At 46.1% G+C, this 19,391-nt stretch carries 15 protein-coding genes and 1 pseudogene; 6 read left to right on the top strand and 10 right to left on the bottom strand.

Going from position 1 to position 19,391, the window contains the following annotated elements:
* Window positions 1–195 precede the first annotated feature (195 nt).
* The 7 genes from H6F51_05620 to H6F51_05590 form a co-directional block, all read right to left on the bottom strand.
* Window positions 196–588, bottom strand: a complete 393-nt coding sequence (locus H6F51_05620; GenBank protein ID MBD1821976.1) for a response regulator transcription factor — start codon at window positions 586–588, stop codon at window positions 196–198.
* A gap of 529 nt (window positions 589–1,117) precedes the next feature.
* On the bottom strand, window positions 1,118–1,804 hold the full coding sequence (gene queC / locus H6F51_05615; protein MBD1821975.1) for a 7-cyano-7-deazaguanine synthase QueC: 687 nt from the start codon (window positions 1,802–1,804) through the stop codon (window positions 1,118–1,120).
* A gap of 72 nt (window positions 1,805–1,876) precedes the next feature.
* On the bottom strand, window positions 1,877–3,097 hold the full coding sequence (locus H6F51_05610; protein MBD1821974.1) for an FAD-dependent hydroxylase: 1,221 nt from the start codon (window positions 3,095–3,097) through the stop codon (window positions 1,877–1,879).
* 62 nt (window positions 3,098–3,159) lie between these two features.
* Window positions 3,160–3,966 carry a YebC/PmpR family DNA-binding transcriptional regulator gene (locus H6F51_05605; GenBank protein ID MBD1821973.1) on the bottom strand — a complete coding sequence of 269 codons (807 nt, stop codon included), beginning with the start codon at window positions 3,964–3,966 and terminating at the stop codon, window positions 3,160–3,162.
* Window positions 3,967–4,010: 44 nt separating this feature from the next.
* The gene (locus H6F51_05600) at window positions 4,011–4,847 is read right to left on the bottom strand and encodes a carbohydrate ABC transporter permease (protein ID MBD1821972.1); all 837 of its coding nucleotides are present in this window, start codon (window positions 4,845–4,847) and stop codon (window positions 4,011–4,013) included.
* 2 nt (window positions 4,848–4,849) lie between these two features.
* A complete protein-coding gene (locus tag H6F51_05595) occupies window positions 4,850–5,731 on the bottom strand; it encodes a sugar ABC transporter permease (GenBank protein ID MBD1821971.1) in 882 nt (293 codons plus the stop codon).
* A gap of 2 nt (window positions 5,732–5,733) precedes the next feature.
* The gene (locus tag H6F51_05590; GenBank protein ID MBD1821970.1) at window positions 5,734–6,984 is read right to left on the bottom strand and encodes an ABC transporter substrate-binding protein; all 1,251 of its coding nucleotides are present in this window, start codon (window positions 6,982–6,984) and stop codon (window positions 5,734–5,736) included.
* Window positions 6,985–7,021: 37 nt separating this feature from the next.
* On the opposite strand from H6F51_05590, the gene H6F51_05585 reads away from it, so the two are divergent.
* On the top strand, window positions 7,022–8,350 hold the full coding sequence (locus H6F51_05585) for an ABC transporter substrate-binding protein (GenBank protein MBD1821969.1): 1,329 nt from the start codon (window positions 7,022–7,024) through the stop codon (window positions 8,348–8,350).
* A 218-nt stretch (window positions 8,351–8,568) separates the two neighbouring features.
* Here the strand turns inward: H6F51_05585 and H6F51_05580 are convergent, their stop codons facing one another.
* Window positions 8,569–8,955, bottom strand: coding sequence for a DUF1824 family protein (locus H6F51_05580; protein MBD1821968.1), 387 nt, complete (start codon window positions 8,953–8,955; stop codon window positions 8,569–8,571).
* Window positions 8,956–9,028: 73 nt separating this feature from the next.
* Between H6F51_05580 and H6F51_05575 the strand changes: the two genes are divergently transcribed.
* Window positions 9,029–11,308, top strand: a complete 2,280-nt coding sequence (locus H6F51_05575; GenBank protein ID MBD1821967.1) for an ATP-dependent helicase — start codon at window positions 9,029–9,031, stop codon at window positions 11,306–11,308.
* Between the two features lie 13 nt (window positions 11,309–11,321).
* On the opposite strand, the gene H6F51_05570 is transcribed toward H6F51_05575, so the two are convergent.
* Window positions 11,322–11,885, bottom strand: a complete 564-nt coding sequence (locus H6F51_05570; GenBank protein MBD1821966.1) for a Uma2 family endonuclease — start codon at window positions 11,883–11,885, stop codon at window positions 11,322–11,324.
* A 125-nt stretch (window positions 11,886–12,010) separates the two neighbouring features.
* Complete coding sequence (gap, locus tag H6F51_05565) at window positions 12,011–13,039, bottom strand: type I glyceraldehyde-3-phosphate dehydrogenase (GenBank protein MBD1821965.1); 1,029 nt, start codon at window positions 13,037–13,039, stop codon at window positions 12,011–12,013.
* Window positions 13,040–13,279: 240 nt separating this feature from the next.
* On the opposite strand from gap, the gene H6F51_05560 reads away from it, so the two are divergent.
* The 4 genes and pseudogenes from H6F51_05560 (at window position 13,280) to H6F51_05545 (ending at window position 19,390) form a co-directional block, all read left to right on the top strand.
* On the top strand, window positions 13,280–13,867 hold the full coding sequence (locus tag H6F51_05560) for a cytochrome b/b6 domain-containing protein (protein ID MBD1821964.1): 588 nt from the start codon (window positions 13,280–13,282) through the stop codon (window positions 13,865–13,867).
* Window positions 13,868–13,904: 37 nt separating this feature from the next.
* Window positions 13,905–15,326, top strand: coding sequence for an amidohydrolase (locus tag H6F51_05555; protein ID MBD1821963.1), 1,422 nt, complete (start codon window positions 13,905–13,907; stop codon window positions 15,324–15,326).
* A 257-nt stretch (window positions 15,327–15,583) separates the two neighbouring features.
* Window positions 15,584–18,808 (top strand): glycoside hydrolase family 15 protein, encoded by a 3,225-nt coding sequence (locus H6F51_05550; protein ID MBD1821962.1) that lies wholly within the window; start codon window positions 15,584–15,586, stop codon window positions 18,806–18,808.
* Window positions 18,805–19,390, top strand: a pseudogene (locus H6F51_05545) (Uma2 family endonuclease). Before H6F51_05550 ends, H6F51_05545 begins: the two are co-directional and overlap by 4 nt.
* Window position 19,391 lies beyond the last annotated feature (1 nt).

The raw sequence follows: 19,391 nt of genomic DNA, 5'->3' as shown, positions 1-19,391 counted from the left end.
AGGCACAAATGCCTACTAAATCGATATTTTGAGGCGTTCACTACGATTAATTCGATGATAAGCGGCAGCTATTGCAAACCAGGTTGCATGGAAAGAAATTTGCTGAGGTATTAGTTTTATTTATTTGGCTTGAGAACGAATTAAAAATGTCTGTCTTTGGAAAGATGCGAGGTTGAATGCTGAATCTGAATCTATTCAGATGAGCGATCGTTGACAGTATTGACGAGCAGAAGCAGAATGAATCAGTGAAAATAGTACATCTGGACTTAACGGTTTAACGAGAAAACCATCAACATCGGGGTGCTGCTCTTGATAAAGCCAGCTCGGAGAATCAGTTTCTGTAACGATCACAAGCGTCATGCGGTCTGCATGGGCAATCGTGCGGAGTTGATGAATTGTGGCTTCCGATCGCAGATGCTCTTGCAGAATGACAAGACAAGGGGGATTTTGGCTCACTCGTGCTAGGGCTTGATCAGTGGTGTCTACAATCTCTACGTCGAGTGCGACTTGCTGAAGGAGCGATTCTAGCCCGTGCAATTCTTCGATTTGTGGAGCTAACAGCAGAATGTAAGTGGACGGAAAGACCATGACGAAAGTACCAATCTGAAATTCAATATAGCGACTGGTTTATTCGCCTTTTTCAAGGTGAAACTCGCTGAATATCTTTCGATGCTTGAGTTTCAATCCTTTATTGCTTGTTTTTATGCTTCGGTATTTCTTAGCTTTTAAGCTTTTAGAAATACTTCCCACAAACTTTTTGTCTACAATTTCTATTCTCTTTAGAAACTACAAATTAGAGTTGCTCCGTACGCTCGATTAGGGACTATTGCTTGTGGTGCAAGGCTTAGGCAAAATAAAGTGATAGAGATTACTTCTAATTTTGTACTGATTGAGTGAGCCAAGACGGCCGCTAAATTAAAGCCGCTTCAAAAAGAGTTTGAAGATTTTTGACTTGCTCTTCTAACAGAATGTTTAGAGTATTTATGAGGCAAGAATCTACTGATTTCTTTTAGATTTCATCTCGTTTTTTCTAGAAATGAATGCAGAATTAGCCCTACTTCAGATGTGCGGTTTTATTCAACTTTTGGAAGCAAATCTTAAGCTAATTAAGGCAAGTTTATTGAAACAATTCTTGACTTTGAGAAGTGGCAAGCTCCGGATGTCCAGCTTCAATGAGTGCTCGATCGCGGATTCGACAAGAATCACACACACCACAAGGAACTTCACCGCCTTGATAGCACGACCAGGTTTTGTCAATTGGCACTCCAAGCGCGATCGCTCGCTTCACGATATCTACTTTGGAATCCATGACCAGGGGGGCAATTAATTTCGGCGCTCTGCCTTCTAATCCTGCTTTGGAAGATAACTCAGCTAAATGTTGAAACGCAGTGAGATACTCTGGGCGGCAATCTGGATAGCCTGAATAGTCCACCGCATTGATGCCTAGATAGATAGCTTCTGCGTTTTGTGCCTCCGCTAGAGAAAGGGCGATCGCAATAAATACGGTATTGCGCCCTGGAACGTAAGTAATCGGAATTTGATCAGGCTGAATGCCTTCTGTCGGCACCTCAATTTCTGTATCGGTCAGTGCTGAGCCGCCCCACTGCGCGAGATTCACATCGATGACAAAATGTTGGGACAACTTGAAGTGCTGCGCGATCGCCTGTGCGCATTGGAGTTCGCGATCGTGTCGTTGACCGTAACGAAATGAAAGCGCGATCGGTTCATAGCCATCGGAGATCGCTTGTGCAGTTGTGGTTGCGGAATCTAAACCTCCGGAGAGTAAGACGATCGCTTTCGGCATAATATTCTTCCAAACTTGCCGTCTATGATCTTTGCACCATCTCCGCGTAATTCTCAACCACTAGACATTCATTTAGCGCTGAGCAAGTTGGGGAGTGCGTCCGGTCAAGCCTGACATGATACGAAAAACGATCGTTCTTAAGGGCTGAAGGGTTCGCAAAATCCACAAGCTCAGGCGACGAAGTTGCACGATCGGGACAATCTGATTCGAGAAGGTGCGATTTAAGATGTCGGTGATGCTCAAGATCAGCAGGTTTTCCCACTGTCGCCAACGTTCGTAGCGCTTTAGAACACGCAGACTGGCAATGTTTTCGCCGCGTTTTTTTGCGGTTTGTAAAACTTGTGCTAGGGCAGCAGCATCGCGGATTCCCATGTTGATGCCTTGACCGCCTAACGGATGGCAGCTATGAGCGGCATCTCCGATTAAGGCAAACTGCGGCAAGACATACTTGCGGCTGTGCATCAACTGAATCGGGAAGAGGTAGCGCTGTCCTTCGATTTCTGGTGTGCCGAACTTCGAGCCATATCGGGCTTGGAAGGCTTCAATAAAGGCGCGATCGTCAAGCGCTAACAGAGCTTCGGCTTCAGCACGAGGGGCTGTCCAGACGATGCGACAGCGATTACCGGGAAGTGGGAGAATGCCAGAAGGCCCTGTTTTCCAGAACCATTCATAGGCGGTGTTGTTGTGGGGAGCATCGAGCTTGAGTGTAGCGACGACACAAGCCTGCCAATATTGCCAGCCAAGCGTTTTAATTCCGGCTTGTTGACGGAGGGGCGATCGCGCGCCATCTGCTGCAACGACTAGGCGAGATCGGATTTGCTGCACTTCACCATTGAGCAGAACATCGAGAACTACATCACTGGACTGGTGCTCGGTTTTAATCACTTTGGCAGGACAGAAGCGATCGACATTTGAGCAAGTTTGAAGCAGATCCTGAAGTGCGGTAATTAAAACTCGATGTTCTGCGACATATCCTAAAGTTTCAGTGCCAAGATCGCAGGGTGCAAACTGAACGGCAGTCGGATAGTCCGAATCTGAAAGGCGCACGTTCTTGTAGGTTTCAACTTGAGGGGAAATCTGTTGCCAAATGTTCAAGCCTTCAAAGATGCGGCTGGATAAGAGCGAAATAGAATACGCCTGAGCGCGAGAAACCGCCAGCGAAGATACTTCAGCCTCGATCAATGCGACTCGAAAGCCAGAATCTTTCAAGGCACAGGCGAAGGTGGTTCCTACGACACCGCCACCGACGATCGCAATGTCATAGTCAGGAATTTTCGATTCAGCGATCTGCATACCCGTTGAGCGATACGAAACTTTACAGCTATTCTCGCGTAGATTTTTGATGTGAGCAATTGTTAAGCGATCGATGCCATCATTAGTTCTTCAGCAATGTCAAAGTTGGCGGTCGCGTTTTGCACATCATCGAGTGCATCAAGCGCGTCCATCAGCTTGAGCAGAGCACGGGCGTGATCGGGGTCGGTGACTTCGATCGTATTTTGGGGAATCCAGCGGAGTTCGACTTGCGCCACAGTGTAACCCCGGTCTTTCAGGCTTTGACTGAGGGATTCCAGGTTTTCGACTTCGGTAAAAATTTCTGCGGCTTGTCCGTCTTCGGTTTCGATTAGCTCATAAGCGTCGGCTCCACCTTCGAGGCAGGCTTCGAGGAGGGCTTCTTCGTCGATCGACACTGCTTCAATTTTGCGGCTGCGTCCGGTCTTTTGCGGAGCGAAAGAAAGTTCGACAATGCCTTTTTGCTCGAACATCCAGCCCACGCAACCGGGTTCACCCAAGTTACCGCCGTTTTTGCTAAAGGCTTCTCGTAGGTCAGCAGCGGTTCGATTGCGATTGTCGGTAAGGGCTTCGATCAGGATAGCCACACCGCCTGCACCGTAGCCTTCATATTGAATGGCTTCCAGGGGGGCATCTGTGCCAAGTTTGCCCGCACCTTTGGCGATCGCGCGATCGATATTTTCGTTAGGAATGCCTGCGGCTTTGGCTTTTTCGATCGCGGTTCTGAGCTGAAAATTACCTGCCGGATCAGGAACCCCATTGCGAGCCGCAACAATGATTTCACGGGAAACTTTAGTAAAGATGTTTGCTCTTTTAGCGTCTACTCTGGCTTTTTGGCGTTTAATGTTTGCCCACTTGCTGTGTCCTGCCATACCTACAAATCGAAACGGGTGCGATTAATAGGATATCGAAAAAGTTACGATTTGCCTCCGGTGAAGGTTACGCCCTGAATAAAATAGCGATTGAAGAACGCATAGATAATCAGGGCTGGCAGCGTGAAGACCATCGAAGCTGCCATGATGTAATTCCAGTAAGTGATGTATTGACCTTTGAAGGCGTTTAAGCCGATCGGTAGGGTGAACATTTCAGGATTTGACATGACAACGAGGGGCAATAAAAAATCGTTCCAGGAACTCATGAAGATGAAAATTGTTTGTGCAGCTAGAGCGGGTTTTGCTAAAGGCAGAACAATCTGAAAAAAGGTTTCAAATCGATTTAGTCCATCGAGTTGTGCAGCTTCTTCTAGCTCTTTTGGAAAATTAACAAAGAATTGCCGCATCATAAAAATAAAAGTGGCGTTGACGACGGTTGGGACAACTAATCCTTGATAAGAATTGAGCCAGCCTAAAAATTTGAGAATTAGAAATTTGGGAAGTAATGTAATTTGGGCCGGGACAACGAGAACTGCCAGAACCAGAAAGAAGAATAAACGGTTTCCGGGAAATTGAATTCTGGCAAGGGCGTATCCCGCCATTGAATTGAATAAAAGATTAAACAGGGTGACAAAAATAGCAACGATCGCGCTATTGAATAACCATCTGCCAAAGAGCGGTTCTTGTGCAAAAATTGCTTTGTAATTCTCTAAAGTAAACTCCTGGGGAATAAAGTTACCTCCACTCGCTGAGATTTCTGAGAGTGGTTTAAACGAAGCAGAGAGCGCCCATAGAAAGGGAATAAAGGTGACGATCGCATAAATGATCAGTCCACCATACATTAACCAAATCCACCAGCGAACTGTGTTTGTTTTTAACATGATTAATCTAAGCTCTCTTCTCTAAAGAAATAGCGTTGAATTAAAGTCGCTAACATAATGACGAGCGCAAGAATGAGTGTTAATGCAAGCGCATATCCCATGTCTAACCGATTGAAAGCGTATTGATAGATCAGAAGCACGATCGTTAATGTGGCGTTATCAGGGCCACCTGAGCCATTTGAGAAGATATAAGATTGATCAAATAATTGGAAGGTTCCGATAATGCCGATCGTAATCACAAAAAACGTTACAGGCTTGAGAAATGGCAGCGTGATACACCAGAATTTCTCCCAGGTTGTTGCACCATCGATCGAAGCGGCTTCATATAAACTTTCTGGAATATCTTGCAGTGCAGCCAAATAAATCACCATAAATAACGGTGCAGTTGCCCAGATATTCATCAACATAATTCCTTTGAGTGCAACTTGTGGATCACCAAGCCAGTTATAAGTAGGTAAACCGACTGCATCTAGAAAATTATTTAACAACCCATTCGAGTTATAAATCCACATGAATATGAGTGTGAGAACGGCTGAAGAAGTCACAGTCGGTAAGAAGAATGCAACTCGAAACCAGCTTCGACCCCGAATTTTAGCATTAAGTAATAAAGCAAGGACGAGGGCTAGAATCGTTTGGATTGGAACAACGATCGCGACGTATTGAATTGTATTTGCAAGCGCGATCCAAACTCGTTCATCATCTTGAATCCGAATAAAATTTCTCAATCCTGCAAAGCGAAAATCAACCTCACCGAGTAATTGAACTCGATAGAAGGAAAGCACGATCGCATAAATCACAGGCAATGCCAAAAATACACCCAAGATTACGATCGCAGGTGTCATAAAGGCATAACCTGATAACGCTTCTCTAGATTTTTGTTTCATTGTTATTTCGATAAATAGATTTCTCGATTTGCAGTATTTTGAGCACGTTTCATTGCTTCGGGTAAAGGTTGCTGTCCGAGCATCGCACTGACAAATTGATTATCAAAACTGGTGACAATGGTTGGTAAAGTTTCGCCCGCTTGCCAGAGTGTTCCATACTTTGCACCTGCAACAAAGGGTGAATAAATCGGATTACGATCGTATTTCATTTCCGCTAACACCGATCGCCGCGATGGCAGGGTAACACCCTGTTTTGCCCAAGCTTTCATCCCAGATTCACTCGTTAGAAACTCAATTAATTTCCAGGCTGCTGCTTTCTGTTTCGATTGCCGATTCATTACATAAGCAACGGTATAAATCATCGTGCCTTGTCGATCGTTAATTTTCGGAACTTCTGTCGTTTGAAATTTCAGGTTTGGAAAGGTTTCTTTGAGATAGGGAATTGCCCAATTTCCATCGAGTGTCATTGCTACTCGTCCCTGTCCGAATGCTTCACTATTTGAATTAGCACCGACATCAGTTGCTTGTGCGGCGGTGCGATCGCGTCGATATTGCTCAATCACAAGCTGTAGTCCTTGAAGTCCCTCTGGACTATCAAATGCGGCGTAGTCGGTTTGATCCACTAGCTTTCCGCCAAATGCCTTGATCATAAAGGTTTGACGCGGCAATTCAGAGACAATTCCCATGCCGTACTGATCGATTTTGCCGTCCTTGTTTTCGTCGATCGTTAGTTTCTTGGCTGTCTGCCTCAACTCATCCCAGGTTTTAGGAGGTTGGGCAATTCCTGCACTTTTCAAAGCAGTTTGATTATAGAAAAGTGCGAGGGTTGAAAAATCTTTTGGAATGCCGTAAACGCTGTTATTTCGTTTAAACGCGTTTAATAAGCTGGATTCAAAATCATTCAGTTTGAATTCTGGCTTAATGTAGGAATTAAGCGGCTCTAAGACACCAGATTTAATTAAGGCTGGTGCTTCAAATGCTTCTAAATAAAATACATCAGGGGCAACTTCTCCAATTAAACGAGTTCTAATCACATCCATATACTGGCTATTGATGACTTCTCGTTTGACTTTGATGTTCAGATTTTTTGTCTCAAATTCTCGAATCACTTGATCGAGTAGTTTTCCTTCGTTTGGATTACTTTGCCAGCCGCTTAGCGTGATTTCAACTGGTTTTGAATTAGAGTCCGATCGACACCCCACCGTAAAGAATAGTAAACTGATTGTGATCGCGCTTGGAATCAACTTTCTCATACACTAATCAGAGATTCGTAATTCTTTCATCCTAATCATGTCGCTGCGGTTTGCCCATTTGCTGAAATTTGTTTTTACGATCGCGATTTGCCTCAGTTTATTTGGATGTCAACCTGCTCAATCCTCTAATGTAATTCGATTAACGCTGTGGCAAGGGGTGAACCCGCCGCCGAATCGGGATGTTTTACAGAAGTTGGTCGATCGTTTCAATCAAGCTCACCCCAATATTCAAGTCGAATCGCTCTACGTTGGACAAGGCGATCAACAAATGCCCAAAATTCTCGCGGCAGTAGTCGGAAATGCTCCCCCAGATATGTTGTGGTATGCACCAATGATTACTGGGCAATTGGTGGAATTGGATGCGCTGAGGTCGATCGATGATTTTCTCACAGCTTCATCGGTTAAATCAGAACTCGATCCTGCTTTGCTCAATACGATGCAATATGAAGGAAAAACTTGGTCGATTCCTTTTGGTACGAACAATGTCGGTATTTATTATCGTCCGAGTCTGTTTCAAGCAGCAGGTGTGAAAAAACTTCCGCGAACTTGGACGGAATTTCGGCAAGTGGCGAAGCAGTTGACTCGCGATACAGATGGAGATGGAAAAGCAGACCAACATGGAATGCTTTTACCATTGGGCAAAGGAGAATGGGCAGTCTTTACCTGGTTGCCGTTTATGTTTAGCGGGGCTGGAGAGTTGAGCAATGCGACTGTAACTTATGGCAACGAAATCACCCCTGAAAAGGTTATTCCCAGTAGCGCTTCAGCCGGAGTGAATATTGCTAATTCAGGAGCGATCGCAGCTTTACAGTTCTGGCGCGATTTGATGCAAGACGGCTCTGCAATTCTGTCTCAACCCGAACGCGGTTACGAACTCGATGGATTTTTAACCGGTAAAGTCGCAATGCAGCTTTCAGGGCCTTGGACATTGGGACAACTGCAAGCGACCCAGGTTGATTTTGGGGTATTGCCAATTCCAAAGGGAACTCAAGCAGGAACAGCGATCGGCGGCGAAAATCTATTTCTATTCAAATCCACGCCAGAGCGAGAACGAGCGGCGTTTGAGTTTGCTGAATTCGTCATGAGTGAGGAATTTCAGACCGAATGGGCGATCGGCACAGGATACCTACCCACCAATCTAAAATCGCGAGAAAGTGAAGCTTACAAAGCCTTCCGAGCAAAGCAGCCTGCGGTCGATGTGTTTCTCGGTCAGGCGCAATTTGGGCGATCGCGTCCGATTTTCCCAGGATACAACCGAATTTCGGATAACTTAGGACGAGCGATCGAGGCGGCATTGCTCGATCGCAATACACCAGAGGAAGCACTAAAAGCTGCACAGCAAAGATTAGATCTAATCTTTAAATAACTTCAAAACTTCGAGGTTCTGTATTCAAAAAATCGAGCAGTTGATTAAGTTGAGTATCAAATGTTGAAGAACAATGTGTTTTCCCACCAAAGCTGAGATGTGTCTTGTAGAATGAAATCAATGAACAGAGATAGTTCAAGCCATTAAAACCGCCAGCCAAACTCTTTAATAGTGCTGGTTTATTAAAAATCAAGCCCAGATCGATCCTCGATCTGGGTTTATTGTTTGAACAGATCGAGCGGCAAATGCCCAAATGTCTCATTTACGCCATCCTCAAACGCAGACTGGCAAGAAATTAATACCCCCCGATGGTTTCCGCTGTAGGGTTCCATATGCGATCGACCCGTTAACGGATTGAATTTAATGTAGATGGCTCCAGGAATCGATCGCGTTTCTGGCACATCATATTTCAGTGCACTCACATAGCTCGACAGCGCTTTCAAGCCCTCCTCAGCCGTTTCCGCACAGATTCCTAGAATTTGATAATCAGATAAATCTGCCACAATTAAGACCGCTTCTCGAATCGCTGCATAATCCAGCGGTTCAGATGATTGTTCAGTACAGATAAATTGCCGCAAAATAGTTTCAGCTTCCGATCGCGTCATGAATTTCGGTTTGAAGTCTACGATCGAACCAGTTTACCGCTTAAAGTAGTAGTACATATTCTCTACTAAACCTATGGCTGCTGATCCTGTTGTTTCCAGTGTGTTAGAGATTCGCGAGAAGCTATTACAAACGCTGCGGAGCACGCTGCGTCCGGGACAGCGAGAAATCGCCGATTGGCAAGGCGGGCGATTGGCGGTGTCGGCAGTTCCGGGGGCGGGGAAATCGACCGGAATGGCAGTTGCGGCAGCAGTCGCGATCGCGCAATACCAACTCCACAGCCGCCGTCAGTTAGTCGTCGTCACCTTCACGCGATCGGCAGCCGCAAACATTAAAGCCAAAATTCGTGAGTATCTGAAAAAATTAAGCCTTCCTCAAGGTGGGTTTGTGGTTCACACGCTGCATGGATTAGCTTGGTCGATCGCCAGAAGCGCTCCGGAGCGATCGGGCTTTAATCCCGATTCAATTTTAATCACACCCACGCAAGGAAATCGACTGATCCGCACCAGTGTAGAACAATGGTTAGGACTGAATCCGCATCTCTATCAGCGCTTGTTAGAAGGGCAACAATTCGACGGGGAAGAAACCGAGCGGTTACGAAGACAAGCTGTATTGCGAACCGAAGTGTTGCCTGCACTGGCAGAAACGGTAATTCGAGAAGCGAAAAGCTCAGGGTTGTTACCGGAAGATTTACGTAGTCAGATTGCATCCGATGACTATTCGATCTTGTCGATCGCTGCAGGACTGTATGAACAATACCAACTGCAACTCCAAAGCAGGAGCTTCATTGACTATGACGAGATGGTTTTAGGTGCGCTACGAGTGCTAGAACATCCGGGAATTAGAGCGCGTTGGCAATCTCAAGTGTTTGCTGTGTTTGAAGATGAAGCACAAGATTCAAGCCCCCTACAAACGCGATTATTAGAACTATTAGCAATCGATCCAGAACAGTTGCACAATCAAAACCTAGTGCGGGTCGGTGATCCGAATCAAGCCATTAATTCAACATTCACGCCTGCTGATCCGGTGTTCTTTCGGGAATTTTGTCAGACTTGCGCGATCGAAAATCGGCTTGCTGAAATGAATCAAGCAGGTCGCAGTAGTCGGATCATTCTCGAAGCTGCAAATTTTGTATTGAACTGGGTGAATCGAACTTACGGAAACGAAGACGCTGCGCCATTTCGATCGCAGATGATTCACCCAGTGTCTAACAATGATCCGCAAGCCGATGCAAACCCCAGTCCTGAAGGCTTAGGCTTTGAGATTCACACGCCTGAGGATGTGCATCAAACGGTAGAATGGATTGGTAAAAGAGCGATCGCATTGTTCAATCATTATCCAGAGCGATCGGCGGCAGTGTTAGTTCGCACCAACGAGCAAGGAAAATTTGTAGCACGAGAACTAGCGCGATGGTTCGATGACAAGCTTTCAGTCTTTGAGGTGGGAATGCGCGATCGACAGTCTCACATCCCCGCAGAGATGTTATCACTGTTGCAATTCCTCGATCGACCTCATTCTCCGGACAATCTCAAAGCTGCTTTATCTGTGTTTGTCAGCCGTCGCATCATTCCGAATCAAGATTTAAATGCTCTGATCACTTTTCCGGAACAGTTTCTTTATCCTGCTCCGCTTGATCCACCACAAGATCCACAAGTTCAACAAGCAAGCCGTTTCTGTACAAGCCTACTCAGAGCGAGATTAGAGCTACCCCTCTATCAATTGATTTCATTTCTCGCTTATACCTTGAACTATGAGCAAACAGAGCTTGCAACTGCTGACAAACTTGCAGAACGCGTCATGCAGCAAACCCGCGAGAACTCACTTACAGCAATGCTAGAAGTGTTAAGCGACGTTGTCAGTTCAGAGCGATTTGAACCTGTCGAAGCAGAAGACGACGATCGCTATGTTCGTCCCAGCCAGCTAACCGTGATCACCATGCACAAAGCAAAGGGTCTCGATTGGGACTATGTTTTCATTCCGTTTTTGCATGAAAACATGATTCCCGGATCGCTCTACATTCCGCCTGCCATGCAGTTTCTTGGCGACTTTACTTTATCTGAGGTCGCAAGAGCGCAAATTAGGGCGATCGTGCATCACGAACCGATTCCGACCAATGACGAAGCTTGGGAACGAGCCGGATCGCTCAAGACTGCTGAAGAGTTTCGATTGTTGTATGTTGCAATGACTCGCGCAAAACGATTGTTATGGATGTCTGCGGCAAAACAAGCTCCCTTTAGCTGGAACAAGCCGGAGAATTTGGACGATCGCAAACCTTGCCCAGCGATTCCTGCATTGAAGCAACAGTTTCCACTGTCGGTAATCGGAGAGTCTGATGAAGACGATGTAGAGTTCTAGAGCGATCGCAGTGCTACTCAGACAACCATCCGAACAATGTTTGAACTGTTAATTGAATGTTGCTTGCAAACGATGGTACAGGCAAAAGCTGTTCTGGAACGTCAAAAAATCGGATTGTACGATCGGCAAAATAAACAAACACAACTTTCTCATCGGGATCAATCAGCCAACCCATCTGCGTTTGATAATCAATACAGTGCAGAATGTTTTTGATCACTTTCGTTGGGCTTTGATCTGGAGAAAGAATCTCGATCATCCAATCTGGAGCAATTTGAAAGGTATTTGCGACCTCACCATTTGCATCGCGAGGAATTCGATCCCAAGTAAACACACTGACATCTGGAACAATCGATCGTCCACCAAAAGTACAGCGTAATTCTGGGAACGCACGACCCAGGCGTTTAGATTTCAGTTCTGTATTGATGGCTGGTGTCAGTTCTCCCTGAACAACACTATGTTTTCCTTGCGGCATGGGTTTCTGGATGATTTGACCGCCAATATACTCGCTTGCTGGCTTTGTTTCCGGAAGCCTTAGAAATTCTTCTAGCGTCAAAGATTTAGCAGGAGTCTGAACCATAAACGCCACCTTTCAAGTATCTAAGACTTTCATTTTATTATGTTGATCGAGTTCTTCTCATCAGCGAAAGTAATAGCCAGATAAAAATCTACGATAGGGATCAGGTGACCCCCATCGTAGATGACTTAATTCAAGATGCCATCTTTTTTCGCCATCGTAGTCATCAAATCAATCACTCGATTCGAGTAACCCCATTCGTTGTCGTACCAAGACACAACTTTAAAGAAGTTGGAATTCAGTTCGATACCTGCACCTGCATCAAAAATGCTCGATCGACGATCGCCCTGAAAATCAGTCGAAACCACTTCCTCATCGGTATAGCCTAGAACCCCCTTCAGCGTTGTTTCTGAGGCTTCTTTCATCGCTTCACAGATTTCTTTGTAGCTCGTTGGCTTTTCGGTTTTGAAGGTTAGATCGACAACGGAAACATCGGGAGTCGGCACACGAAATGCCATTCCAGTCAGCTTTCCTTTCAGTTCCGGCAGCACCAGCGTCACCGCTTTAGCAGCTCCGGTTGCAGCAGGAATAATGTTTTGAGCAGCTCCGCGTCCACCGCGCCAGTCTTTTTTACTTGGGCCATCCACAGTCGGTTGAGTTGCCGTCATTGCATGAACGGTGGTCATCAACCCTTCGACTAAGCCGAAGCGATCGTTTAACACTTTCGCCACTGGCGCTAAACAATTGGTAGTGCAGCTTGCATTCGAGACGATCGTATCTTTTTCAGGATCGAAAGAATCGTGATTCACGCCCATCAGCAGCGTTTTCACACGCTCTGGATCTTTCGTCGGAGCGGAGATAATCACCCGCTTTGCACCGGCTTTCACATGGTTAGAAGCACTTTCAAAATCGGTAAACAATCCGGTCGATTCAACCACGTAATCGGCTTCAAGATTGCCCCAGGGTAAATCTTCTGGATTCCGCATCGCAAAACACGGAATAAACTTGCCGTTTACCGCAATGCCATCGGGTTTTGCCTCGATCGTGCCCGGATATACCCCATGCGTCGAATCGTACTTGAGAAGATACGCCAAATTATCGGGCGGAACAAGATCATTGATGCCAACGATTTCAATGTTGGCATCGTCGAGCGCAGCGCGAAATACTAAGCGACCAATCCGACCGAAACCATTGATCCCTATTTTCACAGTAGCCATTGGAAGAACTCCAAAAACAAAGAATAAAGCGTGAGAGGAGAGTCACACTTCAAAATTTTTAGTACCTCATCACGCTATCGCATCTATCCGATGAACCGCATAGACGTAATCTTTTGATCACTGTTGAGGCAAAATGTTATCGAATACTCACTTTACGATCGTAAAAAATTCAACACATAAGTTCCAAATTTTTAAAAAATTTAAGCTATATCAGTAAGAGAACAATCTAAGAACAGAATTATGTCACGCACTAAACCTTATCAACCTTCACTGCTGCGCTTTCTGCACGGAGTCAATGCACTGTTGGTGATTGCGGCATTGATCAGCGGGTATTGGGTGTATGACACATTTGATGGACGCTTTGGAAAGGTTCCCTTACCCAGAATCAATCCGATCATTGACTACCACGGCACGATCGGACTGACGTTTTTTCTATTTGCACCGTTATTTGTGATTTATAGTCTTTGGTGCGGTCGAAAGAAATTAGTTCAAAAAGACTCGATCGCACAATTGTCGAACATTGGAAAGCCAATTTGGTGGATTAGTCTACAACGGCTAACAAATACAGTAATGTTGCTTGCGATCGTATTTGCTGCAATTAGCGGAAAACTAATGGATGAAACTTGGTTGCCCACAGGTGAACTGCATCATTTGGCTTATTCCTTACATCTCACTGCTTGGGCAACGATGCTTGTCTGTTTAGCACTGCATCTATTGATGAGCGCTAAAGTGGGAGGTGTGCCGCTTTTGTTATCGATGAGCAGCTTTAAGGTGCGATCGGACGACCACCCAAAATTGTGGATTCAACAACTCCGAAATCGAGTTTAATAGCTTAGGCTGCTATGTATTGAGTAGGCATCGATCTATGAGTTTTACGATTCAGAATGTTTTGATTGCAGAGGGTGAGGGGTATAAAACAGTCGATGTGCAAATCCAAGATGATCGCATTGTTGCGATCGCGCCTAACTTAGCGGTGATTGGAACTGCGATCGATGGCACGAATCAGCTTTTACTGCCTGGATTTGTGAATGCTCATACCCACTCCTCGGAAATGTGGCAGCGTGGATTGATTCCGCCTGTGCCGCTCGAACTCTGGATCGCAGAACTCTACGAAACTACACCGCTCGACCCGGAGCAAGCTTATCTCAGTGCAGTGGGCACCGCGATCGAAACTCTCATGACCGGTGGAACGAGTGTTGTCGATCATTTGGTGCTGATTCCAGGAAAAGAAATCGAAACCATTGCTGCGGTCGATCGAGGTTATCGGGAAGTGGGCATTCGAGCCTTCATCGCGCCGTTGATTCAGGATGAGGCGTTGAGCGCAGGCATTCCGACTGGTGGTGATGAAGTAAGACATAGCAACTTTGAACAGCCGACTCAGGCAGTGCTTGAACTTCTTCAAGCAGCAATTTACCAGTTTCATCGTCCGGATCAAGGAATTGAAGTTGTCGCTGCGCCGACTGGAATTCAGCTTTGCTCGGATGCGTTGTTTGAAGGCTGTATTGAACTCAGCGATCGATACAACCTGAGTCGCCATGCTCATCTACTCGAAACCAAAGCCCAAAAGATGCTGGCTGAAGAAAAGTATGGGTGTAGTGCTGTTCAACATCTTAAAGAGATTGGATTTTTGAGTGAGAAAACTTCCCTAGCACATTGTGTTTGGCTCGATGACCAAGATATTGAGATCATGGCAGAAACGAGATCGACCGTAGTTCACAATCCATTGAGCAACTTACGCTTAGGAAGTGGGATCGCTCCAATTCTGAAGTACCGTCAAGCAGGAGTGAATGTTACATTTGGGTGTGATGGTGCTGCAAGTAATGATTCTCAAGATTTACTCGAAGCGATTAAAATTGGGTCAATTTTGCATTCAGTCACAGACTTTGATTATCATCACTGGATTACTCCTCGACAATCTGTGGAAATGGCATCCCTAGGCGGTGCAACAGGCTTGGATCGCGCAGATCAATTTGGATCTTTGACGGTTGGCAAGAAAGCAGATTTGGTAATGTACGACCTGAAATCGTTGTCCTTGTTACCGCGAACTGATCCGATCGGCTTACTGATTCTCGGTCGCCCTGTAAATGTTGTAAGTTATGTTTGGGTGAATGGTCGGCAAGTCATTTCTGATCATGCAATCTGCAATGTGAATGTGAACGAATTGAGAGAAAAACTGTTTGATCGTAGTGAATGGACAACACAACGCAAATCGATCTCTGTTGCAGAAACTGAAGTGCGATATCGATCGGTGATGAGACTACCGGGATCAACGATCGGCTATTCCTGATCTTCGTTTCGCTGCCGCTTGAGAAACTCGGTGCGGGGCGATCGTGTGTCATTGATAACCCTGTTGAATTGTTCCTGTAATTCCCGATTACGCTGAATCTAAGCTTTAACGGTTGCCTGAGGGGCAATTTGATTGCGTTGATCAGCGTTGTTCATTTTGTCCCATTCTTTCGATGAGCGAATCATAGCAACTTCGGTTAAGATCTTTGATTCAAGCGCTGATGCGCTTGTAAACCCCTAACTCCCTACCCTGATCCTATGGCAACTCCAGCAATTGACCTCGCGAATCGGCTCGATCGCTATTACGAAGAAGTGCGATCGATTATCTTGAGTCGTCAGAACCCAATTTCTGGACTGCTTCCCGCCAGTACCGCCGTGAACGCTCACGGAGACTACACCGATGCTTGGGTGCGGGACAATGTGTATAGCATTCTGGCAGTTTGGGGGTTGGCATTAGCTTATCGAAAACTTGATGACGATCGTGGACGCACCTATGAGCTAGAACATAGCGTCGTCAAGTTGATGCGCGGATTGTTGTTTTCGATGATGCAGCAAGCGCAAAAGGTTGAGAAGTTCAAACATAATCAGAATCCGTTAGATGCCCTCCATGCAAAATATGACACTGCAACCGGATCAACGGTAGTCGGTGACGATGAATGGGGACATTTGCAGCTAGATGCAACTTCAGTATTTCTATTGATGTTGGCGCAGATGACCACTTCGGGATTGTCCATTGTTTACACCTGTGATGAAGTGAACTTTGTGCAAAACCTGGTGTACTACATTGGTCGGACTTATCGCACGCCTGACTATGGAATTTGGGAGCGCGGTAACAAGATCAATCACGGCAATCCCGAACTGAACGGCAGCTCTGTCGGCATGGCAAAAGCGGCACTCGAAGCGATGAATGGGCTGAATCTGTTTGGAACACAGGGCGGACAGAGTTCAGTGATTCATGTGCTGCCGGATGAGATTGCTCGCTGTCGGACAACGCTAGAATCATTGCTGCCACGCGAATCAAGCTCTAAAGAAGTCGATGCTGCATTGCTCAGCGCGATCGGGTTTCCTGCGTTTGCAGTTGAGGATATCGAACTAGTCGATCGCACCCGCGATAAGATCATCGATCTGCTGCAAGGTCGCTATGGCTGTAAGCGCTTCTTGCGCGACGGACATCAAACCGTGATCGAAGACACCACACGATTGCACTATGAGCCGTTTGAACTGAAGCAGTTTGAACATGTCGAGTGTGAATGGCCCTTATTCTTTACCTATCTTGCGTTAGATGGCATTTTTCGGGGCGATCGCGTTCAGGCACAAGACTATCTCGATCGTTTAGATGCGCTGACGGTCGAGCGAGATGGAGTGAAACTATTGCCTGAACTATTCATTGTGCCGGAGAGCGCGATCGCAGCCGAAAAAGCGAATCCTCATAGTCAAACTCGCATTCCCAATGAAAACATTCCCCTAGTTTGGGCACAGAGTTTGTACATGCTAGCGAAAATGCTGCATGAAGGATTGATTTCCGTTGGAGATATTGATCCCTGTGGGCGCTATTTACGTCGAGGACAACGCCGAAAAGCAACGATTCAGATTGCACTGTTAGCAGAGGATGAAACGCTACAGGCTAAACTTGCAGCAAACAATGTGACCACACAAACGCTCGAACAGGTGGAACCAATTCAAGTCCGTCATGCACGCGAATTGGCTGCTGCTTATACCCAGGTGGGACGCAACGAAAAATTGGCGCTGACCGGACGACCGCAGCGACGAATGCGGAGTCTCACCACTGCACGGGTGTATCGCATTCAAGGAGAAACGATCGTAGTCCTGCCTTCGTTTCTTGAGCCGGAACGGTTTTATCTAACGTTGGACTATCACTTTTTAGTATCAAACATCAAAAGCGATTTAGCCTACATTCATCGACATTGGCAACAAGTGGGTCGCCCGATCGTCACCTTGTTGCTAACGCATGAAATGTATGAACTCGGTCGAGAAGCATTGTTAGATTTGGTGCAAGAACTTCAAGCGGGGCGATGCGGAGACATTCCGGTTCAGTTGGGTCAGCTTAAACAGTTTGTCAGAACAGCAGGAACTGAGCGGATTGATTGGCTGCATGGCTTTCAGTTTGAATCAAAATCAGTCGCTGAAGTGGGTGTGTCTCGCTATTTCCTGGCATTTGAACCCGATCGTACCCATCCATTGAGCATTGCGCAGGAATTCAAACTAGAGTATGAAACTGATGTTCAAGTGCTGTTGGAGAGCTTACGAGCGTCACAGAACCTTTATGAGCAAGTTGAACTACTAGGAACATTGGCGCGGCTAGAAGGACTGAACTTTGAAACCGGATTTGCGGGGGCACAGTCATCAGTGACAGTTCGAGACTTGCTGAATGAACTATACACGAAAGCAAGTAAGGGGGATTCTACGAGATCGCCGTATTGGAGCATCTTACGGCGATGTGCAGGATTACTCGATAAGATTGATGTGGGCTTGTCGGATGCTGTCACAGATATCTTAGTGAGACAGAAACAGATTGCGATCGGACGTGCCTACAGCGAAGACTCATTGATTATGCAGCCGCTACCACACACGGAGGTCTTAGAAAAGATTCGTGAGTTCTGCCGCGAAGATATCCGCGATCGGGTACTGACTCAGGAAGTAATTATCTATCTCAGCTTATTGATCAAAGCAGAACCGAAACTATTCCAGGGACTGTTAACCTTACGAGTCGGCTATCTAATTTTGTTGATTACAACCGATTTGGCGCAAGAGTTAGAACTGACTCAGGATGAAGCTTACGAGAAACTGATGAGCTTAAGTCCGTTTGAAATTAAAACTCGACTGCGTGAGATTGTGGTCGGTTATGCCGATCTAAACAAAGCGCTGCTGAAACAAGAATCGCTGAAAGTGAAATTGCCTAACAGCGCGATCGATTGGGTGATTCTGGTTGATAAAACCGAAATCGAACCCAGTGCCCAAAACTGGTGGCGTAAACGTCAAGTGGATGGGGCACTCAATCGCGTTCCCAAAGACTTCTACCCAAGCGTATGGAAGCTGCTACATCACTGTCAGGGGTTAGTTATCGGAGACAAACTAGAACGGCGGAATCGGCTTGAGAGTGAATTTCTTACGACCGAAATGACCGCAGGTGAGAAAAACTTTGCACTAAAAATCGAACATCTGCTCAACAAAATTCAAGCTCCCGAATATCGTCAGGCGAATGTGGAAGCTTTGATGGAACTTTCAGCGATCGCACAACGTAACCCAGAGTTCAAAGTCGAAGAATACATTGTGATGGATGTTCTAATTGGTCACGCGGTGCGGTTGGCATGGCTTGATCGACATCCAGAGCATCGCGATCGCTATGATGAATACAAAAGCTCTGCTTGGCGATCGTTCTATGAGACTTCCCCTTACGATTGTGCAAGTTCAGTGGCAAAAGCAATGCAGTTCTTGACGCAGTTGGGAGGCGAATTCTCATGACGCAGGCAAAGCGGCGGTTTGGAACTTTTGAGGAATACCTTAACTATGACGACGGAACTGATACTCGCTATGAGTTAGTAAACGGAGAATTAGTAGCAATGGCTCCGGAGAATCCACTCAACGTTGTGATTGCAAGCTTTCTTTTTGCCAGGTTTTTAGAAATGGGGAATTCCCTCTTATCGGGTAGCAATCGGGCATCAGATTGCTACCCGTTCTACCAAGGTAACAGCGCGACAACCTGACTTAATTGTTCATACCGAAGAATCTGCCGTTGCAATTCTTGCCGGAGGAAATGTGTTGAGACCTGAAATGCCGCCTCCTTTGCTCGTGGTCGAGGTTGTTTCAAGCAGCGATCAGCAATCTAGAGAGCGCGATTACGTTGATAAGCGCAAAGAGTACGCTGAGCGTGGTATTTCTGAATATTGGCTGATTGATCCAGCGCAATCAATAATTACAGTGCTGCAACTTGAGAACGATCGTTATCGGGAAGTAGGGAAGTTCAAACATACCGATACGATCGTTTCTCCCGCATTCTCAACCCTGCAATTGACTGCTGAGCAAACTCTCAAAGCCGGACGTTAGC

It is taken from the genome of Cyanobacteria bacterium FACHB-DQ100, assembly GCA_014695195.1.
Classification (GTDB): Bacteria; Cyanobacteriota; Cyanobacteriia; order Leptolyngbyales; family Leptolyngbyaceae; genus Leptolyngbya.
The sequence above is the reverse complement of the archived record's forward strand: the minus strand, read 5'-3'. Positions and strand labels throughout refer to the sequence as shown.